Raw genomic sequence first — 23,931 nt, forward strand, 5'->3', positions numbered from 1 at the left:
GCGAATGTTACAGATAATATCAATGTGGCCAAGATTTGGCCCCAATCCCTGAAAGCCGAACTTGTCTTAGAGATTGCGGCCCATATTGAGGAATTTCTGACGTCGCTCATTGCGCAGCTGCTCGCCGGAACGAGACGCCATTTCGCCGAGCGCATTGGCAATCATATCGCCGGTCGCGGCGATGACGCTGTCCGGATCGCGATGGGCGCCGCCGAGCGGTTCGGAAATGATGCCGTCGATGACGCCGAGCGATTTCAGGTCTTCGGCGGTGATCTTCATGTTGGTCGCCGCTTCCCTGGCGCGGGTCGAATCGCGCCAGAGGATGGAGGCCGCCCCTTCCGGTGAGATGACGCTGTAGATCGAATGCTCGAGCATGTAGACCCGGTTGCCGGTGGCAATCGCGATGGCGCCGCCCGAGCCGCCTTCGCCAATGACGACGGAAACGAGGGGAACCTTGACGCCGAGGCACATTTCGGTCGAACGGGCGATTGCCTCGGCCTGGCCGCGCTCTTCGGCGCCGACGCCGGGATAGGCGCCTGCCGTATCCACCAGCGAAATGACGGGCAGACCGAAACGATCGGCCATTTCAAGAATGCGGATCGCCTTGCGGTAGCCTTCGGGGCGAGGGCTGCCGAAATTGTGCTTCAGGCGCGTCTTGGTGTCGTTGCCCTTTTCCTGGCCGATGACGGCGACGGGCTGGCCACGGAAGCGGGCAAGGCCAGCCTGGATTGCGGCGTCCTCGGAAAATTTGCGGTCGCCGGCAAGCGGCGTGAATTCCTGAAACAGCATCCTGGCATAATCGACGAAATGCGGGCGCTGCGGGTGGCGAGCCACTTGCGTCTTCTGCCAGGGATTGAGCTTGGAATAGATTTCGACGATCGCCTCACGGACGCGAACTTCCAGCCTGCCGATCTCATCGGTGGTGTCGATGCTCTCGTCTTCCATTGCGAGCTTCTTCAGCTCGATGATCTTGCCTTCGAGGTCGGAGATCGGCTTTTCGAAGTCGAGATAATTGTGCATGAGGTGCGTTTCCGTTCCTTGTGCCCGGGGCGTTTTCCTGGCTCCGCCCCTTGTCGCCGGTCCTATTCGTGCTTTTTCGCCTGTTTGGCAAGGGGGTGATGCGTCTGGACGAGCTGCTGCAGCCGCTCTTCGAGGACATGTGTGTAGATCTGTGTGGTCGAAATGTCCGAATGGCCGAGGAGTTCCTGCACGACGCGCAGATCGGCGCCGTTGGCAAGCAGGTGGCTGGCAAAGGCGTGGCGCATGACGTGCGGTGAGATCAGCGAGGGCGTCAGGCCGGCGCGGATCGCCAGGTTCTTGAGGTCGCGGGCGAAGACCTGGCGCGGCAGATATCCGTCCCTGGAGGCGGCAGGGAAGAGCCAGGGGCTTTCCTGCGGCGCCTTCGCCGCGGCGTTTTCGGCCGCGAGCAACCGCCCATACGACTTCAGGGCTGATATGGCCGAGTGCGACAGTGGCACCAGCCGTTCCTTGTTGCCTTTGCCGCGGATCATCAGGAAGCGGCCCTCCTGGTCGAGCACGCGGGCGGGAAGCGAGACGAGTTCGCTGACGCGCATGCCGGTGGCATAGAGCAGTTCCAGCAGCGCCAGCATGCGCAGGCGCTGCAACTGCCCCGGGGCCGGGTCGTTGGCCTCCGTCTCAGCCTGGGACAGCAGCCTGCCGACCTCCTCGACTCCCATCGTCTTCGGCAGCGGACGCCCCTTCTTCGGTGCGTCGAGAACGCCGGTGGGATCGTCGGTCCGCAGGCCCTCGGCATAGAGGAATTTGAAGAATTGCCGCATGGCCGCCAGCCGGCGCGCCTGCGAGGAGGGCTTGAAGCCCTGGCGGGCAAGCGAGGCGAGATAGGCGGAAAGATCGGCGGAGACGGCTTCGGTCAGGCGTATGCTGCGCCCGTTCAGAAAGGAACGCAGATCATCGAGGTCGCGCTCATAGGATTGCAGCGTATTGGCGGCCGCGCCACGTTCGGCGCTCATCATCTCCAGGAAGGATTCTAAGTGGACGCGGCTGAGATCCATGATCTCACTCACTTCCCGGTCGTGTCGATCGTGCCCGTCGCAGGCGGGTTCACTCGCTCGGAGGGGATGCGGATCGTCACGTCGCGCTGCTGCGGCTCCACGAAGGTCACGAGCGCCAGCATCGCTCCGTAAACCGTCCCGGCGAGAATCGCGCAGACGAACAGGAAACGGAACAGGGTCGGCATTCGGCAACTCCTTCATGCTCTGCTTCTGTTATAAGAAGCGTATTCGCAAGTGCAAGAAGCGCTCTTCAAGCCATGATTCCCTTGTCCGCGACTTGACGCTCCACATGCATTTGTCGATACGGTTTGCAAACAAAGTGTGAATGGACCGATGAGTGAACCACTGCTGACCGTTGCTGACAGCCTGAAAGACAGAGCTCGCGCTGCGCTCGGTTCACGCAATCTGATCCTCGTCGGCTTAATGGGCGCAGGAAAATCCTCGGTCGGGCGCATCGTCGCCAGCCAACTTGGCATTCCCTTCATCGATAGCGATCACGAAATCGAGCGGGTGTCGCGCATGACGATTGCCGAACTTTTCGCCGCCTATGGTGAGGAAGAGTTCCGGGCTCTGGAAACGCGGGTGATGAAGCGGCTTTTGAGGAGCGGGCCTCGCGTCGTTTCCACCGGCGGCGGCGCCTTCGTCAACGAGCGCACGCGCAAACATATCAAGAAGGGCGGCATTTCCGTCTGGCTGAAGGCGGATCTCGACGTGCTCTGGGAGCGGGTCAACAAGCGCGACACGCGGCCGCTGCTCAAAACCGAAAATCCGAAACAGACCCTCGAAAACCTGATGAACGCGCGTTATCCGATCTACGCGCAGGCTGATATCACCGTACTCTCGCGTGATGTGCGTAAGGAAATCATGGCAGACGAGGTGTTGAACGCCGTGGTCGAAGCCCAGAAGGAAAGTGCAGCGTCATGAATGCGATAACCTCCGCCCCCGCGGTTCAGACGGTGCATGTGCCGCTCGCCGAGCGCGCCTACGACATCCTGATCGGGCCGGGGCTGATTGCGCGCGCTGGCGCTGAGATCGCCTCGCGCCTCAAGGGCCGCAAGGCGGCTGTCGTCACCGACGAAAATGTCGCGCCGCTCTATCTCGAAGCGCTCGCTGCCAGCCTCGATGCTGCGGGCATCGTCTCGGCCGAGGTCGTTCTGCCCGCCGGCGAGAAGACCAAGAGCTTCGAACATCTGATGACGGTCTGCGACAGGGTGCTCGAAGCCCGCGTCGAGCGCAACGACTGCGTCATCGCGCTCGGCGGCGGCGTCATCGGCGACCTCTCCGGCTTTGCGGCCGGCATCGTCAGGCGCGGGGTGCGCTTCGTGCAGGTGCCGACCTCGCTGCTGGCGCAGGTCGATTCCTCCGTCGGCGGCAAGACAGGCATCAATTCCCGCCACGGCAAGAACCTGATTGGCGTTTTCCATCAGCCGGACCTGGTTCTCGCCGATACGGATGTGCTGAATACGCTGAGCGAGCGAGAATTCCGTGCCGGTTATGCCGAGGTCGCAAAATATGGCCTGATCGACAAACCTGACTTTTTCACCTGGCTGGAAACGAACTGGAAGTCGGTTTTTACAGGCGGCTTCGCCCGCATCGAGGCGATCGCTGCCAGCTGCCAGGCGAAAGCCGATGTCGTCGTTGCCGACGAGCGCGAGACCGGCCAGCGGGCGCTGCTCAACCTCGGCCATACGTTCGGCCATGCGCTGGAAGCGGCGACCGCCTATGACAGCCGCCGTCTGGTGCATGGCGAGGGCGTGTCGATCGGCATGGTGCTGGCGCACGAGTTTTCGGCACGAATGAACCTTGCGAGCCCGGACGATGCGCGCCGCGTCGAACGGCACTTGAAGGAGGTCGGCCTGCCGACCCGCATGTCGGACATTCCGGGCGAGCTGCCGCCGGCCGAAACGCTGATGGAGGCGATTGCCCAGGACAAGAAGGTCAAGAGCGGCAAGCTCACCTTCATCCTGACACGCGGCATCGGTCAGTCCTTCGTCGCTGACGACGTTCCGGCCTCCGAAGTCATCAGCTTTCTCAGGGAAAAACACGCCTGATGACGATCGAAGGCGCTCTGGAATTTCTCGCGGCATATTGGCCGGAGATTGTTTCGATCGCTGCGCTCGTGCTCCTGTCCGCCTTCTTTTCCGGCTCGGAAACAGCACTGACTGCGGTATCGCGCAGCCGCATCCATACGCTCGAAGCGAACGGCGACGAACGCGCCGGCCTCGTCCGGCAGCTGATCGAACGGCGCGACCGGCTGATCGGCGCATTGCTGATCGGCAACAATCTCACCAACATTCTTTCCTCCTCGATCGCCACCAGCCTCTTTCTCGGCCTGTTCGGTAGCTCCGGCGTGGCGCTGGCGACGCTCGCCATGACCATCATCCTCGTCATTTTCGCGGAAGTGCTGCCGAAGAGCTGGGCGATTTCGACGCCGGAACGCTTCGCGCTGGCCGTCGCCCTTCCGGCAAGGCTCTTCGTTGCCGTCGTCGGTCCGGTGTCCTCTTTCGTCAATGCGGTGGTTCGGCGAATTCTCTCGCTGTTCGGCATCAATCTGTCGCGGGAAGTATCGATGCTGACGGCGCATGAGGAACTGCGTGGCGCCGTTGATCTCCTGCACCGCGAAGGATCGGTTGTTAAGGCCGACCGCGACCGCCTCGGCGGCGTGCTCGACCTCAGCCAGCTGGAACTATCCGACATCATGGTCCATCGCACCAAGATGCGGGCGATCAATGCCGACGATCCGCCGGAGGCGGTGGTGCGGGGCATCCTCGAAAGCCCCTATACGCGCATGCCGCTGTGGCGCGGCACGATCGACAACATCATCGGCGTCGTCCATGCCAAGGATCTCCTGCGGGCGCTCGCCGAGCCGAACATGGAGCCGCAGAACCTCGATATCGTCAAGATCGCGCAGAAGCCGTGGTTCGTGCCCGACAGCACCAATCTCGAAGACCAGCTCAACGCCTTCCTCAGGCGCAAACAGCATTTCGCCGTCGTCGTCGACGAATATGGCGAGGTGCAGGGCATCGTCACGCTGGAGGATATTCTCGAAGAAATCGTCGGCGACATTTCCGACGAACACGATATCGACATCCAAGGCGTGCGGCAGGAGGCCGACGGTTCGGTCGTCGTCGACGGCGGCGTGCCGATCCGCGATCTTAACCGGGCGCTCGACTGGAATCTGCCCGATGAGGAGGCGACGACGATTGCCGGCCTCGTCATCCATGAATCGATGACCATCCCGGAAGAGCGCCAGGCCTTCACCTTCTACGGCAAACGTTTCGTCGTCATGAAACGGGAGAAGAACCGGATCACCAAGCTGCGCATCCGCCCGGCCGAGGGGGACGGCGCGAAATCCATCTGACCCGGCTTGGCACCAAGGCAACCAGTCCCCATATAGGCTGCGGCTCTACCAGCGTGTCGGTTCGCCCGGTGCCGCCGGCTCGACGGCCAGCGCATGCAGGCCGGCATTGAGCTCCGGTTTCAGGAGCTCGGTGATCGCCCGGTGGCGTGCGAGCCGGGAGAGGCCGGCAAATTTCGCCGAAACGATCCTCACGCGCATGTGGGTTTCACCGGTGCCTGTGATGTCAGGCTGGTGGCCGGCATGCAGATGGCTTTCGTCGATGACGCTCAGGCGTTCGGGCGCGAAGGCTTCGACAAGTTTTTCTTCGATGCGGGTTCGCAGGCTCATCTCTCTGTCTTGTGCTTCGCGAAAAGGGTTCCCACCAAGCCAGCAACATTCGCGTTTGTCAATTCTTGTTGTCGCTTCGCGACAGCCCCATAATTAGCGCCGTCATGAGACTTGATTCCAAATATTTCGATCGCATCCGGACACGCCGCAAACGCGAGCAGGAGACAGAGCAGGCACCGCCTACCTGTCAGTGGGACGGCTGCGACAAGAAAGGTTCGCATCGCGCTCCCGTCGGACGCAACGCGGAAGGCCAGTTCTTTTTGTTCTGCTTCGAGCACGTCAAGGAATACAACAAGGGCTACAATTATTTCTCCGGTCTGTCGGACGGCGAGATCGCGCGCTACCAGAAAGAGGCGATCACCGGCCATCGTCCGACATGGACAGTCGGCGTCAACAAGTCGGCCAAGGACAGTCCGCTGCATTCGGAAGTCCGCTCCGGCGCTTACTCGCGGGTTCGCGATCCCTTCGGCTTCGTCAAGGAAGGCGGCAAGAGCAGCGGTCCGCGCTTCCCCCAGGCGCGCAAGCTGAAATCGCTCGAGAGCAAAGCCTTCGATACGATGGGCCTCAATGCCAATGCGACCTCGGCAGAAATTAAAAGCCGCTACAAGGAACTGGTCAAGAAGCACCATCCGGATGCCAATGGCGGCGACCGCGGCTCGGAAGAGCGTTTCCGCGCGGTCATCCAGGCCTATCAATTGTTGAAGCAGAACGGTTTTTGTTAATTCCCGTCCTTGCTCTTGGGCTTCAATCGGGTATGGTCCAAATCGGCTGAGGCCGCAGGCAAACGCGGCTCCTATCTGCGTGTTTTCCCGACATCGCCTCGGCCGACCTTCCGGACGCGGCGTTTCTTGTCCGGGACTCTTTCAAGAATGCTCGCACGCGGTCATCATCCCGCCGAGGTTTCGTTTCAGTCCCGGAGAAGTATCGCCGACGTTCCGACCTGGACGGGCGCGGAATAGAATCGCGGCGTCACGGTTGCGACATGGCCTGAGACAGTTTGGCCGGGTGGCTTCACCCGCCTTGGAGACATGATGAGCAAGATCGACCTCGATATTTCAGAACTGCCCGATACCACCGTTTCGGTCCGCGAGACCTTCGGTATCGATTCCGACATCCGCGTTCCCGCCTACAGCAAGGGCGACGCCTATGTGCCGGATCTCGATACGGATTACCTGTTCGACCGCGAGACGACGCTCGCCATTCTCGCAGGCTTCGCGCATAACCGCCGCGTGATGATCTCCGGCTACCACGGCACGGGCAAATCCTCGCATATCGAGCAGGTGGCGGCGCGCCTCAACTGGCCCTGCGTGCGCATCAACCTCGACAGCCATGTGAGCCGTATCGATCTCGTCGGCAAGGACGCAATCGTCGTCAAGGACGGGTTGCAGGTCACCGAGTTCAAGGACGGCATCCTGCCCTGGGCCTATCAGCACAATGTCGCGCTCGTCTTCGACGAATATGATGCCGGCCGCCCCGACGTGATGTTCGTCATCCAGCGCGTGCTGGAATCTTCCGGCCGCCTGACGCTGCTCGACCAGAGCCGCGTCATCCGGCCGCACCCGGCCTTCCGCCTTTTTGCGACCGCCAATACGATCGGCCTCGGCGACACCACGGGCCTCTATCACGGCACGCAGCAGATCAACCAGGCGCAGATGGACCGCTGGTCGATCGTGACGACGCTGAACTACCTGCCGCATGATCACGAAGTGAATATCGTCGCCGCCAAGGTGAAGAGCTTCGGCAAGGACAGGGACGGGCGCGACACCGTCTCGAAGATGGTGCGGGTCGCCGACCTGACGCGCGCCGCCTTCATGAATGGCGATCTCTCGACCGTCATGAGCCCGCGTACTGTCATCACCTGGGCCGAGAATGCCGAAATCTTCGGCGACCTCGCCTTCGCCTTCCGCGTCACCTTCCTCAACAAGTGTGACGAGCTGGAGCGCCCGCTGGTGGCCGAGCACTATCAGCGCGCCTTCGGCATCGAGCTGAAGGAAAGTGCCGCCAACATCGTTCTCGGAGCCTGAGGCCCGACCGATCATGGCAGCTCGCGGTGACAATTCGAAAGCAAAGCCCGGCGCCCCCGTTGACGTCGAGCCATTGCGCCGGGCGATATCCGGCTGCGTGCGCTCGATTGCCGGCGACGGTGATGTCGAGGTGACCTTCGCCAACGAACGGCCTGGAATGACAGGCGAGCGCATCCGGCTGCCGGAGCTTTCCAAGCGGCCGACGGCGCATGAGCTCGCGGTCACTCGTGGGCTCGGCGATTCCATGGCGTTGCGCCTCGCCTGCCATGACGAGAAGGTGCATACGACGATGGCGCCGCAGGGCTCGGACGCCCGGGCGATCTTCGATGCGGTCGAGCAGGCGCGTGTCGAATCGATCGGCACGCTGCGCATGGAGGGCGTGGCGGCTAACCTGCGCTCCATGACGGAAGAGAAATATTCCAAGGCGAATTTCACCGGCATCGAGCGCCAGGAAGATGCACCGATCGGCGAAGCCGTCGCCATGATGGTGCGCGAGAAGCTTACCGGTCAGCGCCCGCCGGCCTCCGCCGGCAAGGTGCTCGACCTCTGGCGCGGCTTCATCGAGGACAAGGCAGGCTCCGAGCTCGACAACCTGTCGGAAGCGATCAACGACCAGCAGGCTTTCGCCAAGGTCATCCGCAATATGCTGTCGGCCATGGAAATGGCCGAGGAGTATGGCGATGACGACAGTGAGGCCGACAATGACGATCAGTCGGAGCAGGAAGACCAGCCGAGTGGCGACGAGCAGGACCAGGACGAAGTCGATGAGGATGCCGGCACCGATGCCGCCCCGGTCGAGGACAGCGAGGTCGCCGACGAGCAAATGGAGGATGGTGAGACCGAAGGCGCCGAAATCTCCGACGACGACATGATGGAGGAGGGCGAGGACGATTCGGAAACGCCGGGCGAGACCCGACGTCCGAACACGCCGTTTGCCGACTTCAACGAGAAGGTCGATTATCACGTCTATACCGAAGAATTCGACGAGATCATCACCGCCGAGGAACTCTGCGATGCCGCCGAGCTGGAGCGCCTGCGTGCCTTCCTCGACAAGCAGCTGGCGCATCTGCAGGGCGCGGTCGGGCGTCTGGCCAACCGGCTGCAGCGCCGGCTGATGGCGCAGCAGAACCGCTCCTGGGATTTTGACCTGGAAGAGGGTTATCTCGATCCGGCCAGGCTGCAGCGCATCATTATCGATCCGATGCAGGCGCTTTCCTTCAAGATGGAGCGCGACACGCAGTTCCGCGACACCGTCGTCACCCTGCTGATCGACAATTCCGGCTCGATGCGCGGCCGGCCGATCACGGTTGCCGCCACCTGCGCCGATATTCTCGCCCGCACGCTGGAGCGCTGCGGCGTCAAGGTCGAGATCCTCGGCTTCACCACGAAGGCCTGGAAAGGCGGGCAAGCACGCGAAACCTGGCTTGCCGGCGGCAAGCCGCAGACGCCGGGGCGCCTCAACGACCTGCGCCACATCATCTACAAATCCGCTGACGCGCCGTGGCGGCGGGCGCGCGCCAATCTCGGGCTGATGATGCGCGAGGGCCTGCTCAAGGAAAATATCGACGGCGAGGCGCTGATCTGGGCGCATAATCGCCTGCTCGCGCGCCGCGAGCAGCGCCGCATCCTGATGATGATCTCGGACGGGGCGCCGGTCGACGATTCGACGCTGTCGGTCAATCCGGGCAATTATCTCGAGCGGCATCTGCGCGCTGTGATCGAGCGGATCGAGACGCGTTCGCCGGTGGAATTGTTGGCGATCGGCATCGGTCACGACGTGACGCGCTACTATCGCCGCGCCGTGACGATCGTCGATGCGGACGAACTGGCCGGCGCGATGACCGAGCAACTCGCCTCGCTCTTTGAAGATCAATCCGCCCAGCCGCACGGCGGCCGGTTACACCGTGCCGGCTGACGCCGCTGGAAGGAAACGCGTGGAATGATGCTTAAACGCCTCTGCCGCGCGGCATCGATTGCGTTCTGCCTCGCAGGGGGCGCTTCCCCGTCGTTGGCTGGTGATGAGATACCGGTCATTAGCCGGCAAATTACCGATTTCAGGATCGGGTCATCGGAGACGAAGTTCGGCTCGCTGGAATTTCTCGGCGGGCTGGAGATGGTTTCCAGCCGCGCGCTGTTCGGCTCGCTTTCCTCCATCCGGTTCCGGGAGGACCAGAAACACTTCATCGTCGTGCTCGATACCGGCCAGTGGCTGACCGGCAGCATCGAGCGCGATGCCAAGGGCGGGCTTTCGGGCCTTTCTGGTGTCGAAATCATTCCGATGAAGAACCGCGCCGGCCGTAGGCTTGAGGGCAAGGGCCATATGGATGCGGAGGGCCTGGCGCTCGACGGCGACCGGATATTGGTCTCTTTCGAGCAGGCTCATCGCGTCGACGTCTATCCCGATCCCGGCTTTGCCGAATCGCGCGCGATCGCCACCCTGCCGATCCTCATCCCGCGCAAGATGCTGGACGACAATCGTGGTATCGAAACCATCACCGTCGCGCCTGCCTCCAGCCCGCTGAGGGGCGGCGTGGTCGTCGTCTCCGAGCGCGGTCTCGACAGCGAGGGCAACCGGATGGCGGCTATTCTCAGCGGGCCGCTGAAAGGGCTGTTCGCGCTCGCACGCGACGGCAGCTTCGACGTCACCGACGGCGCCTTCCTGCCGGACGGCGACCTGCTGCTCCTCGAGCGGCGATTCAATATGGCCGAAGGCATCGGCATGCGGCTCCGACGCATCAAGGGCGCCGATATCCGGCCCGGTGCCGTCGTTACCGGCGAATTGCTGCTCGAAGGCAATTTCAATTCGCAGATCGACAATATGGAAGGCCTTGACGCTTTCCAGGCCGCGGACGGCACGACCCATATCATTCTGGTGTCGGACGACAATCATTCGATCCTGCAGCGCAATCTGATGCTGGAATTCCGGCTCTCCGATAGCCGCATGCTGAGGGCGGCGTCAGATTGACGTCACATGCCTCGGCTATCCCATTACCGCATCGAGAGCAGCCTCGGAGGACGGTCATGGTGCATCATATCCACGTCATTGGGGCAGCCGGCTCCGGCACGACATCACTCGGCCTTGCGCTGGCCGGCAGGCTAGATATCGCCCATCTCGATACCGACGATTTCTTTTGGCTGCCGACCGATCCTCCATTCACGACGCCGCGGGACGCCGACGAGCGCATTCGGCTGCTGCTTGCAGAAGCGGCGCGGCATGACGGCTGGGTCCTCTCCGGATCGGCGCTGAAATGGGCCAGGCAGATCGAGCCGTTCTATGATCTGATCGTGTTCCTCAGGATCGAGCCGGAGCTCCGAATGAGGCGGATCCGTGCGCGGGAGATCGCCCGTTACGGAGACCGGATCGGGCCCGGCGGCGATATGGAAACCAAAAGCGGGGAATTCATGGAATGGGCGGCAAGTTACGACACGGCCGGTCCGGAACGCCGCAGCCTCGCGGCGCATGAGCAATGGCTGGAAACGCAGACGGCGCCGGTCCTGCGGCTCGATTCGTCACGAGATATCGATGATCTCGTTGCAGAGGTTCTGCTACATCCTGCAATCGCCGCCGGCGCCGTCCGGCAGCGTCGCTAAAAGACTTCAGCTGACGCGTGCGGGCTGCATCGGCCGCAGCACGTTCATCAGCGCGCCATAGGGCAGCAGCATGACGAGGCCGACGATCATCTTGACTGCGAAATCGCCGATCGCCCAGGAAATCCAGCGCGGGGCTTCAGCGGCGAAGACGCCGAGCACAGGTGCCGTTTCCAGCGCAAAGGGCTCGTTCGGGCCGAGGAAGACGAAAAAGGCGGCAAAGGACAATGAGAAGAACATCACCGTGTCGAGCGCCGAGCCGATCAGCGAGCCCAAAAGTGGCGCGCGCCACCAGGCCTGGCGGCGCAGGCGGTTGAAGACGGCGATATCGAGCAGCTGTCCCGCGAGGTAGGCCGATCCGGAGGCGATGGCGATCCGCGGCACTGAAGTAAAGAAGGACAGCGTTACGCCGACGACAAAGCCGGCAAGGACAACCTTGCGAGCTGCCTGCGGGCCGAACTGGCGGTTGGTCAGATCGGTGATCAGGAAGGCGACCGGATAGGAAAAGGCGCCCCAAGTCAGGATGTCGGCCAAGTTGATGCCGGCGACTTCGGCGTTCAGCGGAAACTGGACGAGGAAGTTGGAGGCGACGACGACCAGCGTCATCAGTGCGACATAGGCAACGGTATAGCGCGTCGTCAGCATTTTTTTATCCTGGGTGATGCCACCAGTTGGAGAGACGGACCGACAAAGCAAAAGGCTTGACCGGTATTACCCGTGCAAGCCTTTTGAAGCCGTATGAAAGAAGTGCAGAAGCTTACGCAGCAGCGGCTTCGGCGGTCTTCTTGACGATCTGACGGCGCAGCAGGCGCGCGCGCATCGACAGTTCGTTTTCGCTTGCCTTGATCAGGAAGGCATCGAGGCCGCCACGATGTTCGACGGAGCGAAGAGCCGCAGCCGAAACGCGAAGACGATAACGCTGATTGAGAGCGTCGGAGATCAGCGTAACCTGGCACAGGTTCGGCAGGAACCGGCGCTTGGTCTTGTTGTTGGCATGGCTGACATTGTTACCAGTCAGGACGGCCTTGCCGGTCAATTCGCACACGCGGGACATGGAACACCTATTCTTGTTTTCTCGGGCCATCGAATTGCCATCCCCGGCAAAACCGGGCTCGCAATCCAACAGGCATGATTGGAAAGTTGCGGTTCTATAGTCAGAGAGGCTGCGCGCGTCAAGCCAATCCTTGGCCTTTCCCGCAATTCTGTCAAAAAGCTGCTGTTTTCTTCCCTTTGCGGCAGGAGTATAGATCGCTCGGCAGCGCTGCCGTCGCGCGGCAAGACAAGGCTTCACTCATGGCTCATTCGGGCAGACGCATTTTCATCTCGGCTATCGCCGCACTCCTTGCCATACCGGCATCGGCGGCCGAGGTCCAGCATCAGACGGTATACCGGGTGACGCTGGCCGGCCTGCCGATCGCGCGCGCCGCGTTTCTGACTGAGATCGAGGACGATCACAGCTACAAGATCGCGGGCGATATCAAATCCGCCGGCCTTGCTGATCTCATCAAGACAATCTCGGCAAAGACCAGCGTCACCGGCGTCGTCCGCAATGATCGGCTGCAGGCGCTGAAGTATTCGCTCTATTACAAGAGCGGCAAGAAGGCCCGCGTCTACGAGGTCAGCTACCGCAACGGCAACATCATTTCGGCGACGACGACGCCGCCGCCGAAGCGGCCGAAGAACTGGATCGACGTCACGCCTGGCGACATGCGTTCGGTGCTCGATCCGATCTCCGGCCTGGTCTTCACCGGAGATACCAAGGTCTGCTCGCAGACGCTGCCGATTTTCGACGGTGAGACGCGCATGGATCTGGTGCTTTCGCCGAAGGGCGACGAGGATTTCAAGACCGACGGCTTCAAGGGCAAGGCGCTGGTCTGCAGCGTGCGCTTCATTCCGAGGTCCGGCTATAAGAAAGGGCGCAAGGATATCGACTATCTCAGCAAGAGCGACCGAATGGAAATCTGGTTTGCCAAGTCGGACGCGGCAAATGTATACGCTCCTGTCTATGTGCGGATTCCAACCGAATATGGAATGGTGACGATTACTGCCGTCAAATACGGCAGCGTCTGACGGAGCTTTGGTCTCCGTGAAGGGGGACAGGTGAAGCTTCGTGCGACGGCGATCGGTTTTACGGCGATCCTTATGTGGTCGTTCCTGGCGTTGCTCACGGCCGGCTCCGGAAAAATGCCGCCGTTCCAGCTTTCGGCCGTGTGCTTTGCGATCGGCAGCATTCCCGGCATTGTCGTGCTTGTTCTCGACCCGTCACGGCTTGCGTTGCTGAAGCAGCCGGCCAAAGTCTGGTTGACGGGCATTGCGGGGCTATTCGGCTATCATTTCCTCTATTTCACCGCGCTCAGGAACGCGCCGGCGGTGGAGGCCGGGCTGATCGCCTATCTCTGGCCGCTATTGATCGTCGTCGGCTCGGCGCTGCTGCCCGGCGAACGGTTGCGCTGGTATCACGTCGCGGGCGCAGTTGCCGGGCTTGGCGGCACCTTCCTGATCGTCGGCCGCAATGGCATCGATTTCGATGGCGCCTACGCGGTCGGCTATGGGGCGGCCTTCCTCTGCGCCTTCACATGGTCGGGCTATTCGCTGCTGACCAGGCGTTTCGAAGCCGTTTCCACCGATGTCGTTACCGGCTTTTGTCTCGTCACTTCCGTCCTGTCGCTCTTCTGCCATCTTGGCCTCGAGGTGACCGTCTGGCCGGCAACGATGTTCGAATGGATCGCCGTCATCGGGCTCGGGTTCTTGCCTGTCGGGGCTGCCTTCTACGCCTGGGACTATGGCGTCAAGAACGGTGATATCCAGATCCTCGGTGCGGCAAGCTATGCGGCGCCGTTGCTTTCGACGCTTATCCTGACGCTGTTCGGCTTTGCCGAGCCGAGTTGGCGCATCGCTCTCGCCTGCCTGCTCGTCACCGGCGGGGCGGTGCTGGCGGCTCAGGAAATGTTTCGCCGCAAAAGCCAGACACGGCCCGCAGCAGCGCAGTAAGCCTCAGCCACCGGGCTTCCAGTCCGCCGGCGCCATTTCGAAGCTCGAAAATTCGAAGCCGGGCGAGACGGTGCAGCCGACCAGGGTAAAATCGCCGAGCGTCTCGGCCGATTGCCACCAATTGGCGGGAATGATCGCCTGCGGTCGTTCACCGGCAGGAAGGTTGGTTCCGAGCGTCAGGGTCTCGGCTGCCATTCCGTGCTGCGAGCGGTGCAGCGCCAGCGGCGCACCGGCGTAATAATGCCAGACCTCGACCGCGTCATGGACGCGATGCCAATGCGAACGCTGTCCTTTTGTCAGCAGATAATAGATCGCCGTCGAATGGCCGCGCCCTCCGCCCGCCGTGTCGCGGAATGTCTCAACGTACCAGCCACCTTCGGGATGCGGCTGCATGCCGAGTTCGCGGATAATCTCCTCAGGCGACATCAGAAATTGTCCTTGCGCCTGCGGATTTCAGCAAACACTTCCTCGTTCGTCTTGCCTTCCATGATCAGATTGCGGCGGATCGCCGGATCGGCGGCGCGCAGAAACGGATTGGTTTCCTTCTCCAGCCCCAGCGTCGTTGGAGCTGTGAATTTGCCATCGCCGCGCAAGGCCTCGATTTCGGTGAGGCGGCTCTTCAGTCGTTCGTTGTCCGGGTCTACAGTCAGTGCGAAGCGGGCGTTGGACAAGGTATATTCGTGGCCGAAATAGACGGCGGTCTCGTCCGGCAGCACCGCGAGCTTCTGCAGAGAATGCCACATGTCGGCGGCGGGGCGTTCCAACAGACGGCCGCAACCGAGCGCGAACAGGGTATCAGCGGCAAAGAGCAGCTTATCGTCGACGAAGTGATAGCAGATGTGACCGGCGGTGTGGCCGGGGGTCTCGATGACCTCCACCGCGTGATCGCCGAACAGGAAGCTGTCGCCATCGGCCATCGTCCGGTCGAGACCGGGAATGGCGATGGCCTCGTTGATCGGGCCGATGATCTCGCAACCGAACTGCTGCTTCAGCGCCAGGTTGGCGGCGACGTGATCGGTGTGGTGATGGGTGGTGAAGATGTGGGTGATCTTCCATCCGCGCCGTCTCGCCGCTTCCAGGATCGGCGCTTCCTCCGGCGCATCGATCGCAGCGGTAAATCCTGTCTCCGGATCGTGCACGAGCACGCCGAAATTGTCGGTGCGGCAGAGAAAAACATCTAACTCCAAAGGTTTCATCTTCAAACTATCCCTTGTCCCACGACTCTCGCGGGAATGTAGAGAGTCCGGCCTTGAAGTCCAACCGGCCGCTGATAACATTTATCGCAATGCACGCCGATATCGTCGACCTACGTCAGTTCTATCATTCCGACCTCGGGCGTTTTGCCGAGCAGTCGATCGCCATGGCGCTGTCATCGCTCTGGGTGCGCCTGCCGCAGGAACGCCTCATTGGTCTCGGTTATGCCGTGCCCTTCCTCGACCGTTTCCGGGCCGATACGGAACGCACCTTCGCCTTCATGCCGGCCGGACAGGGTGCGGTGAACTGGCCGATGGGCTCGCTGTCGTCGACGACGCTGATTTTCGATGAGGAACTGCCGCTGCCGGATTCCTCGATCGACCGGGTGCTGATGGTGCATTCGCTGGAATTCGCTGAAAGCCCGCGCGAGACGCTGAAGGAACTCTGGCGAGTGCTGGCGCCGGGCGGACGGCTTGTTATCGTGGTGCCGAACCGGCGCGGGGTCTGGGCCCGCATGGAGCACACGCCCTTCGGTTCGGGGCGGCCCTATTCCCGCGGTCAGCTGACGCATTTGCTGCGCGAGACCAATTTCACGCCGGGCGCGACTGCCGAAGCACTATTCTTTCCGCCGTCGAAACTCAGAACCATCCTGCGCCTTCGCCGTGCCTTTGAGCGAGTCGGCCGCACCTTATGGCCTGCTTTTTCGGGCGTCATCATCGTCGAGGCGCAGAAGCGGCTCTACCAGGGCCTGCCGGTCGCGGCGCGAGCCTCCCGCCGCGTCTTCGTGCCGGTTCTTGCGCCCCATGGGGTTCCCACAACCCGAAGTAGATGAATATTCGCCGGCGTACCTCTTTCTAATTGTGTCACGCCCATGCCTCTCGACAATAATCTCATTCCGCTTTAATGCCAGCAGGTGTTTTTACAGCCGTATTTCCCGGCGATTCCAAGGTCGACCCATGAGCGTTGAGATGAGCAAGCCCGTTCCGCGTCCCGGTATTCTCGATATCGCATCCTATGTGCCGGGCAAGGAACATGCGCCGGGTGTCGCCCGCGTCTATAAGCTTTCCTCCAACGAAACGCCGCTTGGCGCCAGCCCGAAGGCGATAGAGGCCGTCAAGGCAGCTGCCGATAATTTGGGGCGATACCCCGACGGACAGGCGATCGAACTGCGCGAGGCGATCGCCGCTGTGCATGGCCTCAATCCGGCAAACATCCTATGTGGTAACGGTTCCGACGAACTGCTCGGTCTGCTCTGCCATGTCTATCTCGGCGCCGGCGACGAAGGCATCATCACCGAGCACGGGTTCCTCGTCTACAAGATCCAGATCCAGGGTGCCGGCGCGACGCCCGTCGTCGTTAGGGAAAAGAACTATACCGTGGATGTCGACGCGATCCTTGCCGCGGTGACGGAAAGGACGAAGATCATTTTTATCGCCAATCCGGGCAATCCCACAGGCACCTATGTTCCGGTCAGCGAGATCCGCCGTCTGCAGGCAGGACTGCCGAAACACGTCCTGCTCGTGCTCGATGCGGCCTATGCCGAATATGTGCGCCGCAACGACTATGAGGCCGGCATCGAGGTCGTGTCCTCCAGCTCCAACGTAGTGATGACGCGCACCTTTTCGAAGGCCTATGGTCTTGCGGCGCTGCGTGTTGGCTGGATGTATGCGCCCGCGGAGATCGTCGACGCGGTGAACCGGGTACGTGCTCCGTTCAACCTGAATGCGGCGGCGATCGCCGCCGGTGCCGCGGCCATCCGCGACCAGGCCTTCGTTCAGCAGGCCGTCTCCTACAACCAGATGTGGGTGGAGACGCTTACGCAGGATCTCGAGGCGATCGGGCTGAAAGTGACGCCGTCGGTCGCCAATTTCGTCCTCATCCACTTTCCTGACATCGACGGCAAGCGCGCGGCCGATGCCGACGAACTTCTTACGAGCCGCGGCTACATCCTGCGCGCCGTGCGCAGCTACGGCTTTTCGAATGCACTGCGCATGAGCATCGGTCCCGAAGAGGCCAATCGCGGCGTGATTGCGGTACTCCGTGAATTCATGGGACGGCAAGCATGAGTGTGCTGTTCGACCGCATCGCGCTGATCGGCATCGGCCTGATCGGCTCGTCGCTCGCCCATGACATCAGGCGGCTTGGGCTCACGAAAGAGATCGTCGTCGCCACGCGCAGTGCCGATACGCTGAAGCGAGCGGAAGAGCTCGGCCTCGGCGACCGCTATACGACCTCTTCGGCCGATGCCGTCAGGGATGCCGATCTCATCATCGTTTCGGTGCCGGTCGGCGCTTCGGAAAGCGTGGCGAAGGAAATCGCCATAAACCTCAAACCCGGGGCTGTTGTCACCGATGTCGGCTCCACCAAAGCGTCGGTGATCGCGCAGATGCAGCCGCATATGCCCGACAACGTGCATTTCATCCCCGGCCACCCGCTGGCCGGCACGGAAAAATCCGGCCCGGATGCCGGTTTCCCCGGCCTTTTCGAAGGCCGCTGGTGCATCTTCACGCCCGTTTCCGGCACCGACGAGACGGCGCTGAAGCGGCTGCGCGGCTTTTGGGAGGCGCTGGGCTCGAAGGTCGACGAAATGGATGCGGAACACCACGATAAGGTGCTCGCGATCGTCTCGCACCTGCCGCATATCATTGCCTACAATATCGTCGGCACCGCCGACGATCTGGAGACGGTGACGGAATCGGAAGTCATCAAATATTCCGCCTCCGGCTTTCGCGATTTCACCCGTCTTGCCGCCTCAGACCCGACCATGTGGCGCGACGTCTGCCTGCACAATCGTGATGCAATCCTCGAAATGCTGGCGCGCTTCTCGGAGGATCTCGCCTATCTCCAGCGGGCGATACGCTGGGGTGAGGGCGACAAGATCTTTGAACTCTTTACCCGCACGCGCGCCATCCGCCGCTCGATCGTCCAGGCCGGCCAGGATGTCGACGCACCGGATTTCGGCCGCCCCCATCCGCTGGACAAGAAGTAGCAGCCGCGATGGTGGAGGTGGCGAGCGCACGCCAGACGGATATCGACTGGCTGGTGCGCGAGGATCCCAGTGCCGGCAAGGCTTGGGTGTCACGCTGCGTGGCGCTCGGCGAATATCTCGTCGCCAGGGAGGCCGGCGAGATCGTCGGCTTCCTGCGCTTCTCCCGCTTCTGGGGCAGGGTTCCCTATATGGAAATGATCCGCGTCCTTGCGGGCCATCGCCGGTCGGGCGTCGGCACCGCGCTGTTTCTCGGCTGGGAAGAGGCGATGCGCGGTGAGGGCGCTCGCCTGTTGATGACATCGAGCGAATGCGATGAGAGCCGTCCCCAGGACTGGCATCGCCGCAACGGATTTATCGAAACCGGTGCAATCGAGCTGCCCGGCCTGCAATCGGTGCCTGAAGTGTTTTTCATCAAACGGATCGGCTAGACCTTTCCCGGTCAGCATGAATCATTCTGACGGGGACAGGCTCCACACCCTAGATCGGCGGGATCTGCCCGAGCGGGATGAAGCCGCTGACAGTGGCGTTGCCGCGGTCGACGACGAGATCGACGGAGACCTTGTCGCCGCCGCCGGCGAGCGCCTTCAGCATCTTCGTCACCGTGTTGACGGTCGAGGCGAGATCCGGAAACGCCTGTTTCAGGCTGTCGCCCCACGGGCCGAGCCGTTCGATCTCCAGTTTGAACTTGCCGGAGAGGAGGCCCCGTTCGTCGAAGGAGAACGGACCGGTCAGCGTCATCACCTTGCCGTCGCCGATATCGGCAACGATACGGCGCAATTCACCGGCAGAACCATTGAGGCCGTTCGGATCGCTGCCGTCGATCAGGCCGGCCTTGCCTGCGATGGTGAGATCGATGCTGGCCGACAATTTCGGAAAGATTTGCGGCCAGTCCTTGATCGCCGTATTCGCGTCCTGCACCGAGATCGCACCGTCGAGATCGGCGCCGTTCTGGCGCAGGTGAATTTCCGTGCGGGCCGCATCGAAGCTGATGGTCTGACCGGTATAGGAGGAGACCGCCGTCGCCTTCAGCCCGTCGATGACGGTCGAGCTGCGGTCGATGCCCTTCAGCCTGGTCGTCAGGCTCGCCTGCAGATCTGCCCACTGGGCCGAAATCGACAGGCCGTTGGTGGTGCGGATCTCGGCCGGCGAATCGAGTTCCCAGACGATATTGCCGGGCGCATAGACCTGGGCGGCCGAGCGCAATGCCCCGAAGGTGGCGGAGACGCCGTTGACGTTGTCATCGACGTCGATCTTGGAGCAGAACAAGCCGATGCGGAAAGGATAGCCGCGGAATTCGATATCGGAGCACTCGCCGCTGACGCCGGCCTGGTCGCGCGGCGCGATGGCTTTCAGCACCGTGGTCTTCAATGCCGAGGCCGCGTAGAACCAGCCGCCGGTATAAAGCGCAACCACCAGGAGGATGCCTCCGCCCAGCAACCAGAATTTCTTGCTACTGCCGGGTTGGCTGCTGCCGGATCGGCTTGACGCTGCCATGATGTTCTCCAATGGTGGGTTGTAGAAAGTAATTCCGGTCTGGCGTGCGATATGGACGAATTTTGGGTGTTTGGCTACGGCTCGCTTATGTGGAATCCGGGCTTCGAGTTTCTGGAACGGGCAGAGGCTCTGGTGCATGGCTACAGGCGTTCGCTGTGCGTTCGCTCCTTCGTTCATCGCGGCACGCGCGATAATCCCGGCCTCGTTCTCGGGCTCGACAGGGGCGGGGCCTGCCGCGGCATGGCGTTCCGTATTTCGCCGGGAAAATGGGACGAGGTGATCGATTATCTCCGCGCCCGCGAACTCGTCACCAATGTCTATCTGGAGCGCCGCGTCAGGCTGCAGTTTGCCGGCGGTCGCCGAATGGAGGCGGTTACCTACGTCGCTGATCGGGGCCACGAGCAATATGCCGGTACGGTGGATGCGCTTGCGGCCGCGCGGGTGGTGAACGAGGCCAGGGGGCAGTCAGGCCCGAACGATGCTTATGTCTTCAATACGCTTGCGCACCTAAAACAGATGGGCATTCGCGACCCGTGGCTGGAGCAGGTCGGCAACGAGGTCGAGCGGCTGCGGGCTGGCTGATCAGGCCGTCGCCGCCTTCACTTTGCGCAGCTCGGCCAGCCGAGTAACCGCTGTTGGCGGCAACGGCAGATGCGGATTACGGTCGACGGTGTCGAGCAGGAGCTCGTCGCTTGCCCGCTCCGTTACCTCGATCAGATGCGCGAAGAAGGCGTCCGGATCCATTCCAGGCATGATCGCCGGCAGGATCCTCACCTTGAAGTGGCCGGGATAGCGACGGATGCTCCGCCGCGGCCAAAAGAGGCCGGGATGCATGGCCACCGGCACGACGGGAATGCCAAGGTCGCGGTACATGCGGGCGATGCCGTATTTATAAAGAGGCTCCGCGCCCGGCGGGCGGCGCGTTCCCTCAGGATAGATGATGAGCTGCCGGCCGGTCGCGAGCTCTTCTTTCGTGCGTTTCAGCACGTCCACCATCACCTTGCCGCGGGCGCCGCGATCGACCGGGATCATTCGCTGCTTCTTCGCATACCAGCCAAAGAGCGGGATCCACATGAGCTCACGCTTCAGGATGTAGACCGGGTCCTTAAGCTTGGGCAGCAGCGCATAGGTGTCCCAGAAGGACTGGTGCTTCGGCGCCAGGATGTAGCTGCCATCAGGCAGGTTCTCCAACCCCTCGATCTCAAAAGTCGTGCCGACGATCACCCGCATCAGCCAATGGTTGGAGCGCGCCCAGTTCTTCGGGATCGCGTAGGCCGTCAGCCGCGGCACCACGAAATAATAGGGCGAGAGCACGATCATTCGGATGATCAGGTTGACGTAGAAGATCGTGTTGAAGAGAACGGAACGCAGGGCGATCATAAAAACTTTCCCGAGGCATGCTCATGCGACCGGCCTACACGATATTGCCGGCCATAAAAAGCGTTTGATGCCGCCCCGATGGAAAAGCTCAGTTTGAAGCGGATACACTCGCCGAGCGCAGTCCGGTATGACGGCCGAAGCCGGTAATGTTGCGGGCGCCGGCCAGCAGCAGCTTTGCATATTCGGCGAGCATGACCCGCATCGCGTTCGGATCGGTAAACCAGTTGCGGGTCTTCAAATCCGAATTGACCACCGGATAGGCGATGAACTCGATGTCCGGATCGACATAGGAGAGCTCTGCGAGGCTCCGCGGCATATGATAATTGTTGGTGACGACGAGGACGCTTCTGTATCCCTTGGCGTGGATCCAATTGGAGGTCTCCTCGGCGTTGCCGATCGTGTCTATCGCGTCATGGCCGATATCGACGCAGCAGGAGAAAAGATCGGCCGAACCTTGCGTCATCTTGCGGATTTGCGCCGGCGTCGTCGTCGGGTGGACACCCGAGATCAGCAGCCGTTTGCCAGCGCCCTTCTGCAACAGTTCTACGGCCTGATCGATGCGCTGGTAGCCGCCTGTCAGCACGACGATCGCATCCGCCTTCGGCTCCACCGGGGGTTTAAGCGTTGTCACGGAATCGGCAAACCGCAGGAAGCCGCCGAATACCAGGGCGATCGCCAGGACGCAGCCAAAGCCGCCCCAGCGCAGCAGGCGGCGGATCGGGCCGCGCCGCGGCGGCAGGCCTGCCGGACGATCAAGCTCCGGGTCCTGGCGAATCGGGTTGCGTGTCGTATCGCCCATGGTCATGAATCGTGATTATACGCTGATTGCGGCGCGGAACAGACGCTTTCACGATAAAACGGCATAGCCATGATCAACTTGCGATGCCGTCGGTGCGTGTCGGATCCGAACGCAACGTATCGATTTCATAGATCGTCCGCATGACGGTCAGCCGCGCCGTGACGGTCGTCAAGAGCGCGATGACGATCATCGTCGCGAAGATGCCGGCATAACCGAGCACGCCGACGGAGAAGGTGCCGAACAGTGCGGTCGCCTGATCCGTTTCCGGCGTCGCAAGCGTGCGGCTCTGCCAGAAGCCGGCGGTAGCGAAGAAAAGAGCGGCAAGCGCGCTGCCGATCGCCGAGCCCTTGAGGCTGATCTTCAGGAAATGTTTCTGAAATTCGGTGGCAACGAAGGAGCTCTCGGCGCCGACGAAATGCAACACTTCGACAATGTGGCGGTTGCCCGACAGCGCGCCGCGCGTCGCGAAGACGACGGTGAGCACCATTGCCGAGAAGACCAGGAGCAGGACGCCGGTGCCGATCAGCACCGTCGTGTGCGCCATGGAGACCAGCCGGTCGACCCAGGTGCGATGATCGTCAAGGCTCGCCTGCGGGATGCTGTCCTTCAGGAGGCTCCGCATCGCATCGAAATCCGGCGGATTGCTTTCGTCGATGGTGATGACGACGAGGCGGGGAACCGGCAGATCCTTGAGATCGAGACCGGGGCCGAGCCAGGGTTCGAGCAGACGGGCGGTGGCGGCCTCGTCGACGATCTGGCCGCTTTTGGTGCCGACGAATGTCAGCGCCAGGTCGCGGGCCTGCGTCAGCGCCTTTTCCATGTCGAGATTGTCATCCGGCTTGATCTGGATGGTGATCTCGCGGGAAATCTGGCTTTCCCAGCTTGCCGCCGTCGAACGCACCATGCTGACGCCGCCGAGCGTCAGGCAGGCGAGAAAGGCCATGATCGATATCACCACCATCAGGGCGTTGCCCTGAATATTGAAGGGCGGCAGGATCGGAGCGGTCGGACGCACGCGCATTTCCGGCCGCTTCTGCTCGGTTTTATCAGGCACCATTTGTCGGTTTCTGGATGGGGGCTCAGTCATAGATATCGAGGTGCCCCCCCGAAAGGATCATGCGGCGGGCTTCCACCTGCTCCATCAGCGCCAGGTCGTGAGTGGCGATCACGACTGCTGTGCCGAGCCGGTTCAGCTCAAGGAAAAGATTGAGCAAGCGCCGGGCCATCGGCGGGTCGACATTGCCAGTGGGTTCGTCGGCCAGCAGGACTTCCGGGCGGTCCATCAGGGCGCGGGCGATGGCAGCGCGCTGCTTTTCGCCGCCAGAAAGGACCGGCGGCAGCACGTTGATGCGTTCGCCGAGACCGACCCACTTCAACAGCTCCAGCACGTCGGTCTTGTAGGAGCTTTCCTCCTTGCCGCGCACACGCAGCGGCAGGGCGACATTTTCATAGGTTGTGAGATGGTCGAGGAGGCGGAAGTCCTGGAAGACGATGCCGACACGGCGGCGCAGCAGCGGCAATTCGGAACGGGGAATTTCGGAAATATCGCGGCCGAACATGCGGATCAGGCCGCGCGTCGGCTGCAGTGACATGAAGAGCAGCCGCAGAAGCGAGGTCTTGCCGGCCCCCGACGGGCCTGTCAGGAACTGAAAGGATTTCTTCGGGATGTCGAAGGTCAGGTCCCGGAGGATTTCCGGGCCCATGCCATAGCGCAAACCGACATTCTCGAAGTGGATCAACGGGCAGCTCAG

General features: G+C 62.0%; 28 protein-coding genes. 15 read left to right on the plus strand and 13 right to left on the minus strand.

Annotation, left to right across the window (positions count from 1 at the left end; translation table 11 throughout):
- Window positions 1–66: 66 nt before the first annotated feature.
- The 3 genes from GA0061105_RS21605 to GA0061105_RS32925 all read right to left on the minus strand — a co-directional run bounded on the left by GA0061105_RS21605 (window position 67) and on the right by GA0061105_RS32925 (window position 2,218).
- The gene (locus tag GA0061105_RS21605) at window positions 67–1,020 is read right to left on the minus strand and encodes an acetyl-CoA carboxylase carboxyltransferase subunit alpha (protein ID WP_092752721.1); all 954 of its coding nucleotides are present in this window, start codon (window positions 1,018–1,020) and stop codon (window positions 67–69) included.
- Between the two features lie 62 nt (window positions 1,021–1,082).
- Window positions 1,083–2,036, minus strand: a complete 954-nt coding sequence (gene xerD / locus GA0061105_RS21610) for a site-specific tyrosine recombinase XerD (RefSeq protein ID WP_092752781.1) — start codon at window positions 2,034–2,036, stop codon at window positions 1,083–1,085.
- A gap of 5 nt (window positions 2,037–2,041) precedes the next feature.
- Complete coding sequence (locus GA0061105_RS32925) at window positions 2,042–2,218, minus strand: hypothetical protein (RefSeq protein ID WP_092752723.1); 177 nt, start codon at window positions 2,216–2,218, stop codon at window positions 2,042–2,044.
- Window positions 2,219–2,366: 148 nt separating this feature from the next.
- On the opposite strand from GA0061105_RS32925, the gene GA0061105_RS21620 reads away from it, so the two are divergent.
- Genes GA0061105_RS21620 through GA0061105_RS21630 form a run of 3 tightly spaced genes read left to right on the plus strand, consistent with a single transcriptional unit; the run spans window position 2,367 to window position 5,394 of the window.
- Window positions 2,367–2,957 (plus strand): shikimate kinase, encoded by a 591-nt coding sequence (locus GA0061105_RS21620; RefSeq protein WP_064697529.1) that lies wholly within the window; start codon window positions 2,367–2,369, stop codon window positions 2,955–2,957.
- Window positions 2,954–4,084: a 3-dehydroquinate synthase gene (gene aroB, locus GA0061105_RS21625; RefSeq protein WP_064697530.1), complete on the plus strand. Its 1,131-nt coding sequence runs from the start codon at window positions 2,954–2,956 to the stop codon at window positions 4,082–4,084. The genes GA0061105_RS21620 and aroB overlap by 4 nt, the downstream gene beginning before the upstream one ends.
- Window positions 4,084–5,394 (plus strand): HlyC/CorC family transporter, encoded by a 1,311-nt coding sequence (locus tag GA0061105_RS21630; RefSeq protein WP_092752725.1) that lies wholly within the window; start codon window positions 4,084–4,086, stop codon window positions 5,392–5,394. Before aroB ends, GA0061105_RS21630 begins: the two co-directional genes overlap by 1 nt.
- A gap of 45 nt (window positions 5,395–5,439) precedes the next feature.
- On the opposite strand, the gene GA0061105_RS21635 is transcribed toward GA0061105_RS21630, so the two are convergent.
- Window positions 5,440–5,721: a BolA family protein gene (locus GA0061105_RS21635; RefSeq protein ID WP_092752727.1), complete on the minus strand. Its 282-nt coding sequence runs from the start codon at window positions 5,719–5,721 to the stop codon at window positions 5,440–5,442.
- 104 nt (window positions 5,722–5,825) lie between these two features.
- On the opposite strand from GA0061105_RS21635, the gene GA0061105_RS21640 reads away from it, so the two are divergent.
- From GA0061105_RS21640 to GA0061105_RS21660, 5 genes are all read left to right on the plus strand, one after another.
- Complete coding sequence (locus tag GA0061105_RS21640) at window positions 5,826–6,443, plus strand: J domain-containing protein (RefSeq protein WP_064697533.1); 618 nt, start codon at window positions 5,826–5,828, stop codon at window positions 6,441–6,443.
- A 309-nt stretch (window positions 6,444–6,752) separates the two neighbouring features.
- Window positions 6,753–7,745: a cobaltochelatase subunit CobS gene (gene cobS / locus GA0061105_RS21645; RefSeq protein ID WP_064697534.1), complete on the plus strand. Its 993-nt coding sequence runs from the start codon at window positions 6,753–6,755 to the stop codon at window positions 7,743–7,745.
- A 13-nt stretch (window positions 7,746–7,758) separates the two neighbouring features.
- Window positions 7,759–9,660, plus strand: coding sequence for a cobaltochelatase subunit CobT (gene cobT, locus GA0061105_RS21650; RefSeq protein WP_092752729.1), 1,902 nt, complete (start codon window positions 7,759–7,761; stop codon window positions 9,658–9,660).
- 24 nt (window positions 9,661–9,684) lie between these two features.
- Window positions 9,685–10,710 (plus strand): esterase-like activity of phytase family protein, encoded by a 1,026-nt coding sequence (locus GA0061105_RS21655; RefSeq protein ID WP_092752731.1) that lies wholly within the window; start codon window positions 9,685–9,687, stop codon window positions 10,708–10,710.
- 59 nt (window positions 10,711–10,769) lie between these two features.
- A complete protein-coding gene (locus GA0061105_RS21660) occupies window positions 10,770–11,336 on the plus strand; it encodes an ATP-binding protein (RefSeq protein ID WP_092752783.1) in 567 nt (188 codons plus the stop codon).
- Window positions 11,337–11,342: 6 nt separating this feature from the next.
- Here the strand turns inward: GA0061105_RS21660 and GA0061105_RS21665 are convergent, their stop codons facing one another.
- Window positions 11,343–11,978 carry a VUT family protein gene (locus GA0061105_RS21665; RefSeq protein ID WP_092752733.1) on the minus strand — a complete coding sequence of 212 codons (636 nt, stop codon included), beginning with the start codon at window positions 11,976–11,978 and terminating at the stop codon, window positions 11,343–11,345.
- Between the two features lie 112 nt (window positions 11,979–12,090).
- The gene (rpmB, locus tag GA0061105_RS21670; protein ID WP_008527777.1) at window positions 12,091–12,387 is read right to left on the minus strand and encodes a 50S ribosomal protein L28; all 297 of its coding nucleotides are present in this window, start codon (window positions 12,385–12,387) and stop codon (window positions 12,091–12,093) included.
- A gap of 239 nt (window positions 12,388–12,626) precedes the next feature.
- Between rpmB and GA0061105_RS21675 the strand changes: the two genes are divergently transcribed.
- Window positions 12,627–13,403 (plus strand): DUF3108 domain-containing protein, encoded by a 777-nt coding sequence (locus GA0061105_RS21675; RefSeq protein ID WP_092752735.1) that lies wholly within the window; start codon window positions 12,627–12,629, stop codon window positions 13,401–13,403.
- A gap of 30 nt (window positions 13,404–13,433) precedes the next feature.
- Window positions 13,434–14,324 (plus strand): aromatic amino acid exporter YddG, encoded by an 891-nt coding sequence (yddG, locus tag GA0061105_RS21680; protein WP_092752737.1) that lies wholly within the window; start codon window positions 13,434–13,436, stop codon window positions 14,322–14,324.
- Window positions 14,325–14,327: 3 nt separating this feature from the next.
- Here the strand turns inward: yddG and GA0061105_RS21685 are convergent, their stop codons facing one another.
- Both GA0061105_RS21685 and gloB read right to left on the minus strand, forming a co-directional pair.
- Window positions 14,328–14,750: a cupin domain-containing protein gene (locus tag GA0061105_RS21685; protein ID WP_092752739.1), complete on the minus strand. Its 423-nt coding sequence runs from the start codon at window positions 14,748–14,750 to the stop codon at window positions 14,328–14,330.
- On the minus strand, window positions 14,750–15,520 hold the full coding sequence (gene gloB / locus GA0061105_RS21690) for a hydroxyacylglutathione hydrolase (RefSeq protein WP_092752741.1): 771 nt from the start codon (window positions 15,518–15,520) through the stop codon (window positions 14,750–14,752). Before gloB ends, GA0061105_RS21685 begins: the two co-directional genes overlap by 1 nt.
- Window positions 15,521–15,573: 53 nt before the next feature.
- On the opposite strand from gloB, the gene GA0061105_RS21695 reads away from it, so the two are divergent.
- From GA0061105_RS21695 to GA0061105_RS21710, 4 genes are all read left to right on the plus strand, one after another.
- A complete protein-coding gene (locus tag GA0061105_RS21695; protein WP_092752743.1) occupies window positions 15,574–16,350 on the plus strand; it encodes a class I SAM-dependent methyltransferase in 777 nt (258 codons plus the stop codon).
- 136 nt (window positions 16,351–16,486) lie between these two features.
- The gene (hisC, locus tag GA0061105_RS21700; protein ID WP_208601679.1) at window positions 16,487–17,584 is read left to right on the plus strand and encodes a histidinol-phosphate transaminase; all 1,098 of its coding nucleotides are present in this window, start codon (window positions 16,487–16,489) and stop codon (window positions 17,582–17,584) included.
- The gene (locus GA0061105_RS21705; protein WP_064697544.1) at window positions 17,581–18,507 is read left to right on the plus strand and encodes a prephenate/arogenate dehydrogenase family protein; all 927 of its coding nucleotides are present in this window, start codon (window positions 17,581–17,583) and stop codon (window positions 18,505–18,507) included. Before hisC ends, GA0061105_RS21705 begins: the two co-directional genes overlap by 4 nt.
- An 8-nt stretch (window positions 18,508–18,515) precedes the next feature.
- Window positions 18,516–18,935 (plus strand): GNAT family N-acetyltransferase, encoded by a 420-nt coding sequence (locus GA0061105_RS21710; RefSeq protein WP_092752747.1) that lies wholly within the window; start codon window positions 18,516–18,518, stop codon window positions 18,933–18,935.
- Window positions 18,936–18,984: 49 nt separating this feature from the next.
- Here the strand turns inward: GA0061105_RS21710 and GA0061105_RS21715 are convergent, their stop codons facing one another.
- A complete protein-coding gene (locus tag GA0061105_RS21715) occupies window positions 18,985–20,001 on the minus strand; it encodes a DUF2125 domain-containing protein (RefSeq protein WP_092752749.1) in 1,017 nt (338 codons plus the stop codon).
- Between the two features lie 51 nt (window positions 20,002–20,052).
- On the opposite strand from GA0061105_RS21715, the gene GA0061105_RS21720 reads away from it, so the two are divergent.
- Window positions 20,053–20,583, plus strand: a complete 531-nt coding sequence (locus GA0061105_RS21720; protein WP_092752751.1) for a gamma-glutamylcyclotransferase — start codon at window positions 20,053–20,055, stop codon at window positions 20,581–20,583.
- On the opposite strand, the gene GA0061105_RS21725 is transcribed toward GA0061105_RS21720, so the two are convergent.
- From GA0061105_RS21725 to ftsE, 4 genes are all read right to left on the minus strand, one after another.
- The gene (locus GA0061105_RS21725; RefSeq protein ID WP_092752753.1) at window positions 20,584–21,381 is read right to left on the minus strand and encodes a lysophospholipid acyltransferase family protein; all 798 of its coding nucleotides are present in this window, start codon (window positions 21,379–21,381) and stop codon (window positions 20,584–20,586) included.
- Between the two features lie 88 nt (window positions 21,382–21,469).
- Complete coding sequence (locus GA0061105_RS21730) at window positions 21,470–22,186, minus strand: YdcF family protein (protein WP_208601680.1); 717 nt, start codon at window positions 22,184–22,186, stop codon at window positions 21,470–21,472.
- A 67-nt stretch (window positions 22,187–22,253) separates the two neighbouring features.
- The gene (locus GA0061105_RS21735; RefSeq protein WP_092752755.1) at window positions 22,254–23,267 is read right to left on the minus strand and encodes a cell division protein FtsX; all 1,014 of its coding nucleotides are present in this window, start codon (window positions 23,265–23,267) and stop codon (window positions 22,254–22,256) included.
- Window positions 23,260–23,919: a cell division ATP-binding protein FtsE gene (gene ftsE, locus GA0061105_RS21740; protein WP_064697550.1), complete on the minus strand. Its 660-nt coding sequence runs from the start codon at window positions 23,917–23,919 to the stop codon at window positions 23,260–23,262. Before ftsE ends, GA0061105_RS21735 begins: the two co-directional genes overlap by 8 nt.
- Between the last annotated feature and the right edge of the window lie 12 nt (window positions 23,920–23,931).

The sequence above is a fragment of the Rhizobium aethiopicum genome (assembly GCF_900094625.1).
GTDB classification, from domain to species: Bacteria; Pseudomonadota; Alphaproteobacteria; order Rhizobiales; family Rhizobiaceae; genus Rhizobium; species Rhizobium aethiopicum.

Coding starts and splice junctions, on each gene's coding strand:
- GA0061105_RS21605 (WP_092752721.1), bottom strand. CDS start 1,020: ATGCACAATTATCTCGACTTCGAAAAGCCGATCTCCGACCTCGAAGGC.
- GA0061105_RS32925 (WP_092752723.1), bottom strand. CDS start 2,218: ATGCCGACCCTGTTCCGTTTCCTGTTCGTCTGCGCGATTCTCGCCGGG.
- GA0061105_RS21620 (WP_064697529.1), top strand. CDS start 2,367: ATGAGTGAACCACTGCTGACCGTTGCTGACAGCCTGAAAGACAGAGCT.
- aroB (WP_064697530.1), top strand. CDS start 2,954: ATGAATGCGATAACCTCCGCCCCCGCGGTTCAGACGGTGCATGTGCCG.
- GA0061105_RS21630 (WP_092752725.1), top strand. CDS start 4,084: ATGACGATCGAAGGCGCTCTGGAATTTCTCGCGGCATATTGGCCGGAG.
- GA0061105_RS21635 (WP_092752727.1), bottom strand. CDS start 5,721: ATGAGCCTGCGAACCCGCATCGAAGAAAAACTTGTCGAAGCCTTCGCG.
- GA0061105_RS21640 (WP_064697533.1), top strand. CDS start 5,826: ATGAGACTTGATTCCAAATATTTCGATCGCATCCGGACACGCCGCAAA.
- cobS (WP_064697534.1), top strand. CDS start 6,753: ATGAGCAAGATCGACCTCGATATTTCAGAACTGCCCGATACCACCGTT.
- cobT (WP_092752729.1), top strand. CDS start 7,759: ATGGCAGCTCGCGGTGACAATTCGAAAGCAAAGCCCGGCGCCCCCGTT.
- GA0061105_RS21655 (WP_092752731.1), top strand. CDS start 9,685: ATGATGCTTAAACGCCTCTGCCGCGCGGCATCGATTGCGTTCTGCCTC.
- GA0061105_RS21665 (WP_092752733.1), bottom strand. CDS start 11,978: ATGCTGACGACGCGCTATACCGTTGCCTATGTCGCACTGATGACGCTG.
- rpmB (WP_008527777.1), bottom strand. CDS start 12,387: ATGTCCCGCGTGTGCGAATTGACCGGCAAGGCCGTCCTGACTGGTAAC.
- GA0061105_RS21675 (WP_092752735.1), top strand. CDS start 12,627: ATGGCTCATTCGGGCAGACGCATTTTCATCTCGGCTATCGCCGCACTC.
- GA0061105_RS21685 (WP_092752739.1), bottom strand. CDS start 14,750: ATGTCGCCTGAGGAGATTATCCGCGAACTCGGCATGCAGCCGCATCCC.
- gloB (WP_092752741.1), bottom strand. CDS start 15,520: ATGAAACCTTTGGAGTTAGATGTTTTTCTCTGCCGCACCGACAATTTC.
- hisC (WP_208601679.1), top strand. CDS start 16,487: ATGAGCAAGCCCGTTCCGCGTCCCGGTATTCTCGATATCGCATCCTAT.
- GA0061105_RS21705 (WP_064697544.1), top strand. CDS start 17,581: ATGAGTGTGCTGTTCGACCGCATCGCGCTGATCGGCATCGGCCTGATC.
- GA0061105_RS21710 (WP_092752747.1), top strand. CDS start 18,516: ATGGTGGAGGTGGCGAGCGCACGCCAGACGGATATCGACTGGCTGGTG.
- GA0061105_RS21715 (WP_092752749.1), bottom strand. CDS start 20,001: ATGGCAGCGTCAAGCCGATCCGGCAGCAGCCAACCCGGCAGTAGCAAG.
- GA0061105_RS21720 (WP_092752751.1), top strand. CDS start 20,053: ATGGACGAATTTTGGGTGTTTGGCTACGGCTCGCTTATGTGGAATCCG.
- GA0061105_RS21725 (WP_092752753.1), bottom strand. CDS start 21,381: ATGATCGCCCTGCGTTCCGTTCTCTTCAACACGATCTTCTACGTCAAC.
- GA0061105_RS21730 (WP_208601680.1), bottom strand. CDS start 22,186: ATGACCATGGGCGATACGACACGCAACCCGATTCGCCAGGACCCGGAG.
- GA0061105_RS21735 (WP_092752755.1), bottom strand. CDS start 23,267: ATGACTGAGCCCCCATCCAGAAACCGACAAATGGTGCCTGATAAAACC.